At 42.3% G+C, this 12,248-nt stretch carries 12 protein-coding genes; all 12 read left to right on the top strand.

Annotated elements, in window-relative coordinates; translation table 11 throughout:
• Positions 1-180: 180 nt before the first annotated feature.
• Positions 181-1,794 carry a helix-turn-helix domain-containing protein gene (locus ACN6KS_RS18595; protein WP_440960222.1) on the top strand — a complete coding sequence of 538 codons (1,614 nt, stop codon included), beginning with the start codon at positions 181-183 and terminating at the stop codon, positions 1,792-1,794.
• Between the two features lie 101 nt (positions 1,795-1,895).
• Positions 1,896-2,990 carry an ABC transporter substrate-binding protein gene (locus ACN6KS_RS18590; protein WP_440960221.1) on the top strand — a complete coding sequence of 365 codons (1,095 nt, stop codon included), beginning with the start codon at positions 1,896-1,898 and terminating at the stop codon, positions 2,988-2,990.
• A gap of 129 nt (positions 2,991-3,119) precedes the next feature.
• Complete coding sequence (locus ACN6KS_RS18585) at positions 3,120-3,605, top strand: DUF2199 domain-containing protein (RefSeq protein WP_094869549.1); 486 nt, start codon at positions 3,120-3,122, stop codon at positions 3,603-3,605.
• A 322-nt stretch (positions 3,606-3,927) separates the two neighbouring features.
• Entirely contained in the window at positions 3,928-4,599 is a 672-nt protein-coding gene (locus ACN6KS_RS18580) for a GntR family transcriptional regulator (protein ID WP_341135181.1), read from the top strand.
• A gap of 30 nt (positions 4,600-4,629) precedes the next feature.
• Positions 4,630-5,781: an amidohydrolase gene (locus tag ACN6KS_RS18575; RefSeq protein WP_373455876.1), complete on the top strand. Its 1,152-nt coding sequence runs from the start codon at positions 4,630-4,632 to the stop codon at positions 5,779-5,781.
• A 46-nt stretch (positions 5,782-5,827) separates the two neighbouring features.
• The gene (locus tag ACN6KS_RS18570) at positions 5,828-6,871 is read left to right on the top strand and encodes a methionine ABC transporter ATP-binding protein (protein ID WP_440960220.1); all 1,044 of its coding nucleotides are present in this window, start codon (positions 5,828-5,830) and stop codon (positions 6,869-6,871) included.
• The gene (locus tag ACN6KS_RS18565; protein ID WP_094869553.1) at positions 6,846-7,505 is read left to right on the top strand and encodes a methionine ABC transporter permease; all 660 of its coding nucleotides are present in this window, start codon (positions 6,846-6,848) and stop codon (positions 7,503-7,505) included. The genes ACN6KS_RS18570 and ACN6KS_RS18565 overlap by 26 nt, the downstream gene beginning before the upstream one ends.
• 31 nt (positions 7,506-7,536) lie before the next feature.
• Positions 7,537-8,556, top strand: coding sequence for a uroporphyrinogen decarboxylase family protein (locus ACN6KS_RS18560; protein WP_440960219.1), 1,020 nt, complete (start codon positions 7,537-7,539; stop codon positions 8,554-8,556).
• 11 nt (positions 8,557-8,567) lie between these two features.
• Positions 8,568-9,395, top strand: coding sequence for a MetQ/NlpA family ABC transporter substrate-binding protein (locus tag ACN6KS_RS18555; RefSeq protein ID WP_440960218.1), 828 nt, complete (start codon positions 8,568-8,570; stop codon positions 9,393-9,395).
• An 18-nt stretch (positions 9,396-9,413) separates the two neighbouring features.
• Entirely contained in the window at positions 9,414-10,220 is an 807-nt protein-coding gene (locus ACN6KS_RS18550; RefSeq protein WP_440960217.1) for a pyrroline-5-carboxylate reductase family protein, read from the top strand.
• Positions 10,221-10,222: 2 nt separating this feature from the next.
• The gene (locus tag ACN6KS_RS18545) at positions 10,223-10,987 is read left to right on the top strand and encodes a VOC family protein (RefSeq protein WP_440960216.1); all 765 of its coding nucleotides are present in this window, start codon (positions 10,223-10,225) and stop codon (positions 10,985-10,987) included.
• Between the two features lie 263 nt (positions 10,988-11,250).
• Entirely contained in the window at positions 11,251-12,243 is a 993-nt protein-coding gene (locus tag ACN6KS_RS18540; RefSeq protein ID WP_440960215.1) for a hypothetical protein, read from the top strand.
• The last annotated feature ends 5 nt before the right edge of the window (positions 12,244-12,248 follow it).

Genomic DNA, 12,248 nt, shown 5'->3' with positions numbered 1-12,248 from the left:
CTTTTTTTCGAAGACTATGAACGCATAGAAGTTTAAAGAACTCTGGTAGATTATGAATATGCAAGGTTTTGTATAATGGATAAGCCGCTTATGTTTGACAATGATAATCATTATCTATTAAAATTTTCACTATACTATAATGCTTTTTCATATAGAAGCCAAAAGCCAGGGAGATGCAAAATGGATCAATTTCCAGACAACATTGGCAGGCTGGAAGAAGATAATCCGCTAGGACGTGTATGGTTCCGTATCCGGGACTGCTTCCGGGATACAGAAGGCAGCAGCTACAATCGTCTGTTGTATACGACGGCTCCTGCCCATGCGCTCATTGCCACTGCCGGTCCGTCAGGTCATATTGTCATTGACGGCCATCTGTATCCATTTGATTCTCAGACGGTCTATTTCATTCTTCCCGGTCAGCGTGTTGAGGTGTCGTTCGATTCGTTTGGCGACCGGCTGTTATACAATATTCAATTTGACCTCATCGGCACTGATGCAGATTGTACGCTGACCGAACGATGGATAGCCAATCGAAGAAGCTTGAAAGCTGTAGCTGACACTGTTGTGGAGACGCTGTGTGAGAAGATTGTTATTCACTGGAATACAGGTGATCCAGCAGATCGGTTAGCCAGCCAGTCTGGTTTCCAAGAGCTTTTGCACCTACTGCTTAAAAGGCGCAGTTCTAATGAAGGCGCACTAGAGAGAACAAGATTACATATGGATCAACATTACCGCGATACAGTTACTATCGAAAGCTTGGCCGAGATGGTCGGGATGAGCCGATATTATTTTATGAGGATGTTTAAGGAAAGGTTTGGTCAAAGCGCGATAGACTACTTGACAGAGCTTCGTACAAACGAGGCTAAAAGATTGCTGGAAGCGGGTTGCCCGTTAGCCACTGTGGCTGAGGCGGTCGGCTATAAGGACCCGATGTATTTCAGCAGCCAGTTCAAGAAACAGGTCGGCATTCCTCCGCGAATCTATATTAAGAACCGCAAAACTAAGATCGCTGCTTACAGTTGGCCCAATATTGGGCATTTACTAACGCTGCGGATGATACCATACGCCGCTCCAATAGATCAGAATTGGACAGATGATTACAGGCGGAAATACCGCTACGATATAAAAGTACCACTGAGCCATGACTACGACTTCAATCGGCTGGCGCTTCAGCAGGCTCGCCCGGATAAGATTATCGCGTTGGATGAAATGATTCCGGAAGAAGAGAAGGAGAGGTTGCGGAAGATTGCCCCTTCGTTGTTCTTAGGGTGGCACCGAGAAGATTGGCGAAGTCATTTGCAAAGCGTTGCTGGTTTCCTTGACCGGGAGAAGGAGGGGGAAAGCTGGCTTTCCCGTTATGATGAGCAGGTGGAAGCCGTTCGCAGAAATGTCTCCGGCTGTTTCCGGAAAGGCAAGATGTTAATCTTCAATATTTCGCACCGCGGAATTCAGCTCTGGGGGAGACGAGCCGGTACGGTGCTGTATGATGATCTGCAATTTCAATACGCGCAAGGCGTTGAGCATATTGAATTCACAGAATATGTGGAGGCTGAGCGTCTGATGACATTTGATGCAGATATCATCTTGATTAGCGTTAAGAAAGACCACCAGTCCCAAACAGAATGGGAGCGGCTGCAACGAACGGAGCCGTGGATTAAACTGAAGGCTGTTCAGAACGGTAATGTGTATCTTACCTCTGGGCACAAATGGCTTCAAGAGCCGATTTTGGAATACACAGCCAATCGACATGAACAATTACTTCAGGAATTAAATTTGTTATTTCGTGTCCTCTAAGGCACAAAAGATGGCATCATCTCCTATTCTCTAATTGAGGGATTATTATTATAATAATCTATGATAATGATTCTCAATATCGGTAACTCAAGGAGGAAGTCATGTTTCAACTACAAAAAGCCAAATTTATTGGCTGGAATTTAAAAAGGGGTTCAAGAAGCTTTAAAAAAATTACAGGGGGAATGGCCCTGCTGCTGCTTTTGCTGATCGTTAGTGCTTGTGGAAATAGCAACGGTTCAAATGGAGGGGCGAATGCAGCACCAACTGCTGCGCCTTCGACTAGTCCAGGATCTGCAGTTAATTCGTCGGCGGCTGTGCCAGCAGAAGAAAACGAGACGCAAACGGTCATAGATGCCTATGGGGAGACAAAGGTACCCTTGCATCCGAAGCGCATTGTTGTAATCGGGCTGGAAGATGTTCTGCTGTCGCTTGAAGCACCACTTGTTTACGCTTATGGATTCGATGGATATTACCTCGAAGACCAATTGAAAAAGAAGAACATTATGTTATCCGGCAGTGCGGATACCAATCCAAATCTGGAAGCAATTCTAGCAGCTCAGCCGGATTTGATTATACTCCAAAAATACTTCACGGATGAGAACGGATATGCGGAGTTGAATAAAATCGCTCCGACGATTGCTTATACCCCAGATAATTGGGTCTCGACGATCACCGAGCTGGGTAAAGTATTGGGCCTACAGGATAAAGCGCAAAAGGTTGTTGATGATTACAACGGCAAACTGAAAACAACCAAGGAAGCGATTGTCTCAGCGGTAGGTCCCGATAAAACGGTTGTATTTATGCGTCCGTCTGAAAAGGATTTACAGGTGTTTTTCCCAAGCTTTGCACCATTGATTTACGATAAGCTGGGCTTGAAACCGGATGACAGCATTGCTGAATTCCAGAAGGAATCGCCGGACGATTGGGGCATAAATACCTCACTGGAGAAATTACCATCGATCAAAGCGGATTACGTCTTTGCCATCTATGGAGGGTCAATCGATACGGAGAAAGCTTTATCCAAAGAAAAAGAAGCATCCACAGGTCTGGAGAACCTTCAGGTATGGCAATCGATGCCGGCGGCTAAGTACTATCAGGTGTTTAATGTATCGGCCAGAACGTGGATGTCTTCTGGACCGATTGCTGAGGGAGAAGTCATGGACGAAGTGTTAGCTTCAATTACTGGGAAGCGGTAAGATTGAAAAAGCGTTTTTTTAGATCAGGGCGCTTGTCATGCGGCCTGATTTTTTTGAGCTTGTAGTGTTAATTTAATAGTATAATAAAGCGACAATAGCTAGGAACAGATTAGACTAAGGAGCAGAAACATGAAATGTCCTCACTGCAACAACGAATTGAATGAACTCCCACTATGTTATGGAATTGAAGCACCACAATATTTTTACACGGTGCCAGAAGAGAAAAGAACAGAACTAACAGATGATTTTTGTGTCATTGATGAACAACATTTCTTTATTAGAGGACATATCGAAATACCGATCATTGATAGTCATGAGAAGTTTATTTGGAGTGTTTGGGCATCCCTGAGCGCAGAGAACTTCTTGAAATCTAATGAATTATTACTTGTTGAAGGAAGAGAAGAGGAAGAGCCTTATTTTGGTTGGTTATCGACCGAGCTTTCAATATATCCATTAACAACATTGTCTTTAAAGACAAGGGTACATACACAGGAAGTTGGTGCTGTTCCATTAATCGAATTAGAACAAACGGATCATCCACTTGCAGTTGAACAACGAGAAGGAATTTCTATTGAGAGAGTGAAGGAAATTGCCCATCTAATCAATCATGGTTAATTTTAGTGGGAAATGGCATTGGGAAAAGTAAAATTGAAGCAAAGAAGGCGAATTCTCATTCATTGTTGAATGGAAATTCGCCTTTTCCTCAGCAGCCTCCCCACAGTAATTGTGGGATTTTTTGTGTTGGAAAAAAGAAGTAATGCTGATTTTAATTCCTACTTGACTAGGTGGAATAATTGGAATATAGTATAAAAAAGCTTGAATCTTATGGAAGAGATTGTATTTATGAACTAGGTCAAAACTAATAATTGTATACAATTATACAAATATATTGTTGAGGTTTTTGCCCGACAGATTATCGATGAGGAGTTACATAGATATGGCGATACGATCACGGAGGTTGTCAAAGGATAATACCTATGATGCATTAAAGCAAAAAATTATTGATAGTGAATTAGAGCCGAATCAACCTGTGCATGAAGAAAATTTGGCGGCGTTACTAGGCGTTAGTCGTACTCCACTAAGAGAGGCCATACAGAGATTGGAGAACGAGGATTTTCTCATTCGACAGCCAAATGGAAGACTGCGGGTAGCTTCTGTAACACTCAAAGAGGTTGAAGAAATATTCCAAATTCGCAGCATGCTTGAAGGCTATATCGCAAGAAATGCAGCTAAGCATGCAACAGAGAAGGATATTGTTAATTTAACGACGATGATTACAAAAATGAAGCACTCCTTCCAACTTGGCGACAATCAGAATTTTGTAACCTATGGATTTGAGTTCCATGATTATTTATCAGAAATCAGTGAACTAAAAACATTCGAGAAAGTTCTGAATCAATTAAGAGATCATTCCCTTCGCTATTGTCGATTCGTTTCCATGCATGGAGATTGGAATACACAGGCGGATGAAGAACATGATCTTATCTTGCAAATGATCGCTGACCACAATGAAGAAGGCGCTGAAAAAGCAATGCGAGATCATATTTTAAGCAGTCTAGCTACTGCACTTGACCGGATTAAAGGCATTGAAGACAAGCTGGAAGCGTAAAGAAAGGGGAGCACTTTACTGATGAATATACTGAATGAGGTTGACCAAGCCTTAGAGAATCAATTAATTGATGTTCGAAGAAACCTGCATAGAGAGCCTGAATTAGCTTATGAAGAGTTTAAGACCACAGAGAAATTACGAGAATGGCTGACACATGCCAATATTCATATTCTAGACCTCCCTTTACAAACGGGACTTATTGCGGAGATCGGGCAAGGTAACGGACCTGTTGTAGCCATTCGCTGTGATATTGATGCACTTCCGATAGAGGAACAGACTGGATTACCTTTTGCTTCTGAGATTTCTGGAAAAATGCACGCTTGTGGGCACGATTTTCACACGGCTACGATTCTAGGAGCTGCCCTATTGTTAAAGGCACGTGAAAGTGAATTGCCTGGCAAGGTTAGAGTATTGTTCCAACCAGCAGAAGAAACAGGGCATGGGGCAGAGAGCGTCTTAGCATCAGGCGGACTCAAGGGTGTAGACGCTATATTTGGTCTACATAATTCACCAGACCTGCCTACAGGAGCTTTTGGAACAAGAACAGGAGCTTTAACAGCAGGTGTTGATCGGTTTGAAATTACGATAAAAGGTGTCGGTGCTCATGCGGCTACTCCGGAAAAAGGTGTGGATAGCATTGTAACTGCGGCTCAAATCATTACTTCGCTGCAAACTATCGTAAGCCGCCAAAACAGTACCACAGAACCGGTGGTGTTAAGTGTCACCAGAATTAATGGGGGCTTTACATGGAATGTTTTACCAGAAAAAGTGGAATTAGAAGGTACTGTGCGAACTTACAATGAAGAGATTCGTCACCAGATTCCAATCCAAATGAACCGCATCATCGAAGGAATTGCTGCAGCTGCTGGGGCAGAGGCTAAGCTGCATTGGTATCCAGGACCACCAGCAACGATAAATCATGGCGAATGGGCTGACTTTACCAAAGAGGTCGCTTCAGATGCCGGATATATAGTACATGATATCCCTCCGCAAATGGGCGGAGAAGATTTCTCTTTTTATTTACAACAGATCCCGGGTGCTTTTGTAAATATAGGGTCAGGCCCAGCCTATGCTTTGCATCACCCTCGGTTCGATGTGGATGAGGCTGCGATGTTACCCGCTGCGAAGTACTTCGCTTTATTGGCAGAACAAGCGCTGGTGAAGCTACAAGTCAAAGCTTAATTAATCTCCTAGACCTAAATCCTAAAGATGATTGAGAGGAATATATATGATTGAACTAAAGCAGGTTTCCAAAACGTTCACTCGGAAAGGGATCACGATTGATGCTCTTAAAGGGATCGATTTAAAGGTCGATAAAGGCGATATCTTTGGAGTTATCGGCTATAGTGGTGCGGGGAAAAGTACATTAATTCGTTTAGTTAATTATTTGGAAAGACCTACAGAAGGTCAGGTTTTCGTTGCTGGGCGTGATTTAGGAACCTATAACGTTAAAGAGTTAAGAGCGGCTAAGAAGAATATCGGCATGATTTTTCAACATTTTAATTTATTAGAATCTAAAAAAGTATTTGATAATGTAGCAATTCCTCTAGTTCTCTTAAAAAAGAATAAGAATGAAATCCGCCAGCGTGTACAAGAGTTGCTAGAGTTTGTTGGATTAAGTGACAAAGCGGGGAGCTATCCTAGTGAATTGTCAGGTGGACAGAAGCAGCGTGTCGGAATTGCCAGAGCGCTTGCCTCGAATCCCTCCATCCTATTATGTGATGAAGCGACTTCTGCCTTAGATCCACAGACAACACATTCTATCTTACAGCTATTAAAAAAAATCAATGCGGAGTACAACATTACAGTGATGATCATTACACATGAAATGTCTGTCATTCAAGAGGTTTGCAACAAAGTGGCGGTAATGGAAGAAGGACGGATTATTGAGCAAGGAAGCGTCCTAGATGTATTCGGTAGTCCCAAGCATAAGACGACACAAAATTTTGTGAAGACGGTTATTCAAAATAGCATTACACCAAGCGTGCAAAAATCCATCAAAACAGAGCCTGGAAGTGTAATCTATAAACTAAATTTTGTTGGAGAAAGCGCCTCTGAGCCAATCCTGTTCGAGATGATTCGCTCCTTCGAAATGAGGGTCAATATTTTATTTGCGAATACGACGGAGATTCAGGAAACGACATTGGGAACAGTGATTATTCAATGTAATGGAGATCCAGCGGAAATTCACAATGCGTTATCTTTCTTAAAACGTCATAGAGTCGGTGTAGAGGAGGTAGAATCAAATGTTTTCGACCACATTAACAAGTGATCAATTTCTGCAGGCGATTATGGAAACCATTCAGATGGTTGGCGTCTCCTTGTTTGTGGGTTCTTTGATAGGGATACCCTTTGGGATATTGCTTGTAATCACTCGTCCAGGTGGGGTTTTGGAGAACAAAGCGCTGTACGCCATACTGAATCCGATCATCAACATTATACGCTCTCTGCCTTTTATTATTTTACTTGTGGCAATTGTACCCTTCACTCGTTTGATTGTTCATACTTCGATTGGGACAAGCGCAGCGATCGTACCCTTAATTATCTACATCGCACCTTATATCGGACGTTTAGTAGAGAACTCCTTGCTTGAAGTAAACCCGGGAATACTTGAAGCCGCTGAGGCAATGGGAGCTACACCGTTTCAAGTGATATGGTACTTTTTGTTGCCAGAAGCGGTTGGATCATTAATTTTGTCTTTGACCACAGCGACGATCGGGTTGATCGGTGCAACTGCAATGGCTGGAACGGTAGGGGGCGGCGGGGTCGGAGACTTGGCGATTGTATATGGATACCAACGTTTTGATACGGTTGTCGTCGTAGCCACTGTGGTTATTCTCATTATTTTAGTGCAAGGTATTCAAACTTTAGGAAACACCCTAGCGAGAAAAATTCGCCGTTATTAGTCATTACATATTCCAGGAGGGAGTTTGGCAGATGAGTGAATGGAGCAAGCAAGAACGATTTAAAGCGATATTATCTGGAGAAAAGGCAGATCGCCCAATTGTAAGTGGTTGGCGGCATTTTATCGACAAAGAACAAATGGCAGATGATTTAGCGCAAACTACGATTTCTTTTACAAAACAATATGATTGGGACTGGGTCAAGATCAATCCTAGAGCAACTTATTTGGCGGAAGCTTGGGGGAATCAATATGATTTCTCGGACTATCAGACTGTATTTCCAAGGCAGCAAACAACAGCAATTCCAACAGCGGCTAATCTATGGGACCTCGAAGTAAAAAAGGCAATTCACACAGCTTCCTTAGTAGAACATTTAGATGCGGTTAGAAAAATACGTTTAGGTTTACCTGATACCCCACTAATCCAAACGGTATTCTCTCCATTGACGGTATTGCTATTTATTGTTGGCCGTTCTGCTTATGTTACAAAAACAGTGTTTGGCATTGAGCACCCGGTAACTTTGGAGTCCTTATTTAAGGAACACCGAGCGGCAGCGCACCATGCATTACATACGATTTCATTAACCTTAGCCGATTATGTACAAGAGCTGCAGCATGCAGGTTCTGACGGTTTGTTCTACGCTGTGACGGGCACCGCTCACCCAGGATTATTTGATGAAGCCATGTTTGACGAGTTCTCCAGACCTTATGACTCTATTGTCTTAGAAGCTGCAAGCTACGGCAAAAACATTCTTCATACTTGTGGGGCCTATGCCCAGCCAGAGAAATTCAATGATTATCGAATTGATGGGATCAGCTGGGATACTGTAGCCGAGGGGAACCCTGGTTTAGAGGCGAATCTCAAAGCTACTAAAGTAGGTGGCGTCGATCATGGGTTGTTCGCTGTAAACGACATTGCACAAATCAAGCAGCAGGCTAAAGAAGCACTGACATTCATGAAAGACCAGCCATTTATCCTCTCGCCAAATTGCGCCATTCCACTAAATGTGACGGATGAAGCATTAGATCAATTAAAACAATCTGTATTTGAATAGGAGATGAAGTTATGAAAAAGTTAATGTTAGTGTTGATGATCGGGGTTCTAGCGGTGTTGACAGCATGCGGGAATAGTCAATCCGATAATTCAGGTGATAAGAAGAAGCTTGTCATTGGATTTGGTGTAGGAACCTATGAGGAGCAATTCCGCCAATCGATTCTGCCGATCCTAGAGAAACAAGGCTATAGCGTTGAAATTAAGTCCTTTTCACAAAACATGCAGGTCAATCCTGCCATGAAGGAAGGCTCCATTGACGCAAGTATCTTCCAAAGCACAGCCTATATGGAGGCAATCAACAAAGAAATCAAAGCTGACATGGTAGGAATTGCCTATGCGCCTGGTGCACCACAAGGTCTTTACTCCGTAAATCATACTACACTTGAGGATGTTAAAGATGGAACAACCGTAGCTGTTCCGAATGATCCGGTGAACCAAGAGCGTGCACTGCGTATTCTGGAGGAATTGGGTTGGATCAAAATTAAAGACGGCGCGGGTGTAGCTGATTTTAACATCAACAGCATGGAGCCGGACAAATATAATATTGATATTAAAATATTGGACCCTGCTCAAATCTTAGTTTCACTGCAAGATGTGGATTATGGCGTTGTAAATGGCAATTATATTGCTAATTCGGACAGGAAAATTACAGATGCTTTGAAGATCGAGAATACACCTATGGAACACAGAATTATCGTATCCGTTAATAAAAAGGATGAAAATGCGCAGTGGGCCAAGGACTTGAAAGCCGCTTATGAATCTAAAGAGTTTGAAGAATATATTCATGGAATAGAGAAATATGATGGTTTCATTCTGCCTGAAGCATGGGACAACAATTAATTAAGGAAGTGAATGTAAGTGACACAAGAAAAGATTCATTTTATTGGTGGAGGACAGATGGCAGAAGCGATCATTCGCGCATCTATTTCCAACAACACCCTGTCTATAGATCAAATTAGTGTATCTGACATTAACGAAGCCCGTCTTCAGTTTTTGAGTACCAAATACGGAATAGATACGAAGAGCTCACAGGAGCAAGGCCTATCTTTTGCAGATCTGATTGTGGTTGCGGTGCGACCACAAGATGATTTGACTACACTTGGACAAATCGTACAACAATTCGCTTCACCTACCGCAGTCATCGTATCGATTGTGGCAGGTGTGACGAATGTCCAATTAGCGGGTTATTTTGGAGCTGAGCGGTCCATTATCCGTGTCATTCCAAATACTTTGACGGATACAGGATACGGATACAGCGGTGTAGCGTTAAATGCTTACGCTAGCCGTGATCAAGTGGAGCCTTTCTTACTCGGATTTGGTAAGGTACAATATCTGGATGAGGCATTCATGGATATTTTCACTGGATTTGGTGTGGCTGGCCCCAACTATATTTATTTTTTCATTGAATCTTTTGTAGATGCAGGTGTGCTTGCCGGATTGCCGCGTGAGCAAGCCTGGAGTGTTGCACTTGAGAATATGATGGGATCTGTAGCTATGCTGCAGCAGACAGGGCTGCATCCAAGACAGCTGCTTGATATTAATAATTCACCTGGCGGAGTTGGGATGCATGGCTTGTACGAATTAAATAACAGTGATTTCGCAGCAGGTCTGCAAAGAAGTGTTCTGGCAGCTGTGAAGCGCACTACTGAGCTGGGAGTGAAGTAATCATGGCAACGGTGAATTGGGATCATTTAGTACATTACGTCAATGATCTGGCTAAACCGGTTGAAATCTTTGCAGAACATGGTTTGATTGCTTTTAAAGGAGGTTCTCATAAAGATTGGGGAACCTATAACGCATTAAGTTATTTCGGGCTAACCTATCTCGAATTTCTAGGCATTGAGAATCTTGAGCTAGCAGAGGCAACTGAACATAATCTAGTGGTGAAAGACGCGGTAAAACTTCTGCCGGAGCATGAGGTCTTAAGCAGAGTAGTCATCCGGACGGATGATATTGAAGAAGTAGCGGCTTTCCTTAAGGCAGCGGGTTTATCACTATCTCCAATTATTGATGGGAAACGTCTGGATAACGAGGGAAGATTAATCGAGTGGCGCATGATGACTATCGGTGGTGACTTTCAAGGACTAGTCTATCCGTTCATCATTCAATGGAGCGGAACAGATGCAGAGAGGTTAGAGAGATTATCTTCGTCTGGAGTCATACAGCCTCATCCTGCTGGACCTGTCGAAATCGTGCGTGCTGTATTTCATGTCTCCGATCCTGCAGCTACCGCTAAACATTGGGGAACGTTGTTCGGACTACCTGTAACAGAGTCAGAGGACGATAGTTTCAGCCTTAAGATTGACGATAAGTGGTTAGCTTTCGTGCAAGGGAATGATAACCAGTTCAAACAGGTGGTTTTTGAGACGGATTCGTTAGTTCTAAAGGGGAAGACGATTCAAATTGGTGCCGGGGAGTATGTTTTTGTTTAAGGGTAATCATAAATACACTTATGATTTCTTGAATAAATCAAAAACCAGATCATTAAGCAATGTACGAAATTGCTTAATGATCTGGTTTTTTTTTGCATGAATGGATATAATGACACCTTCTAAGAGCCCTTGACAATTAATGTAAAAGTGGTATGTTGTAAGTAGTAAGTGATAAGTAGTAAGTAGTAAGTAAATCAAAACGCTCACCATACGGAATAAATATCATCCAGTAAATACGAATTTATGGATAGGGGTGGATGGTTATGATGGATTTAAAATTAGCACCAAGTTTTGCATTGCTCGCGCTTAATGGACAGAGAAGTCTTCATATGACTACTGTTAAGAAAGTATCTTTACGCTGCATGGCCGCGGCGGTTGTATTGGAGCTGTACTTAGAGGGATGTTTATCACAATCTGAGAACAAGATCACTTTGCCTAAAGTAAAACTTGATCCATCTCATTCAACACTTTATAGAGAAACGGTTCTACAACCCTTACTTCACAATAGCGCTGTTACGGAGGGGGACTTAAATTGGTGGTTAAAAAAGGCTTCGACAAAGTCTAACCATCAGTTAAAAAAATTCGAAACGGCGATTACAGATTATCTTAAGTCAATGAATTTACTTGAAGAAATCCCAAGCCTGTTAGGGAGCGACATGTATTTTGATTCTGCTGAAGTTGAAATTAAAGCATATCGCAGTAAAATGGAGGCGTACACAAGCATTACAGAGAATATACGGGCAGAGATTTTGGAAGAGGGATCAGTAACAGATGAAGTTATTTGTATGCTGTGGCTACTTCGTGAATGTGGATGTATGCATGATTACTTCTCGAAGAACGAACTTGAAAAGGTAAATATCAGATTTCATGATCTATATCAAAGTAACTTATGGGCAAAAACATTATTTCCAATCCAAATTCATCATGGAATTGAGTTAGGGATCAAACGGTTTCTAGAATTGAAGACAAAGTTTGTGAAGACGGATGTCGGTGGTAGTATTAATTTTATTTTCCCAGCCCTTGAGCGATCACAAGCTGTCTTTATAGAAACAGAGTCTTGGTTTGATAATTCTAGTCAAAGACTAGACGCAGTGATTACAAGATTAATGTCGTGTGGACATGAAATTAAGGTGATAGAGAGAGGATCAATTGCGACCCTTAAAATTGATAATTTGTTATACGATGCGATCCCGCATTTTGTTATGATGAAAGTGCCAATTCAAGGTGTGCGTCTTATTCCAAAGCGCCCGCTGTAAAGGAG

This window comes from Paenibacillus nitricinens, from assembly GCF_052056485.1.
Lineage (GTDB): Bacteria > Bacillota > Bacilli > Paenibacillales > Paenibacillaceae > Paenibacillus_AQ > Paenibacillus_AQ nitricinens.
The sequence above is the reverse complement of the archived record's forward strand: the minus strand, read 5'-3'. Positions and strand labels throughout refer to the sequence as shown.

Coding starts and splice junctions, on each gene's coding strand:
- ACN6KS_RS18545 (WP_440960216.1), top strand. CDS start 10,223: ATGGCAACGGTGAATTGGGATCATTTAGTACATTACGTCAATGATCTG.
- ACN6KS_RS18570 (WP_440960220.1), top strand. CDS start 5,828: ATGATTGAACTAAAGCAGGTTTCCAAAACGTTCACTCGGAAAGGGATC.
- ACN6KS_RS18580 (WP_341135181.1), top strand. CDS start 3,928: ATGGCGATACGATCACGGAGGTTGTCAAAGGATAATACCTATGATGCA.
- ACN6KS_RS18595 (WP_440960222.1), top strand. CDS start 181: ATGGATCAATTTCCAGACAACATTGGCAGGCTGGAAGAAGATAATCCG.
- ACN6KS_RS18555 (WP_440960218.1), top strand. CDS start 8,568: ATGAAAAAGTTAATGTTAGTGTTGATGATCGGGGTTCTAGCGGTGTTG.
- ACN6KS_RS18590 (WP_440960221.1), top strand. CDS start 1,896: ATGTTTCAACTACAAAAAGCCAAATTTATTGGCTGGAATTTAAAAAGG.
- ACN6KS_RS18565 (WP_094869553.1), top strand. CDS start 6,846: ATGTTTTCGACCACATTAACAAGTGATCAATTTCTGCAGGCGATTATG.
- ACN6KS_RS18560 (WP_440960219.1), top strand. CDS start 7,537: ATGAGTGAATGGAGCAAGCAAGAACGATTTAAAGCGATATTATCTGGA.
- ACN6KS_RS18540 (WP_440960215.1), top strand. CDS start 11,251: ATGATGGATTTAAAATTAGCACCAAGTTTTGCATTGCTCGCGCTTAAT.
- ACN6KS_RS18585 (WP_094869549.1), top strand. CDS start 3,120: ATGAAATGTCCTCACTGCAACAACGAATTGAATGAACTCCCACTATGT.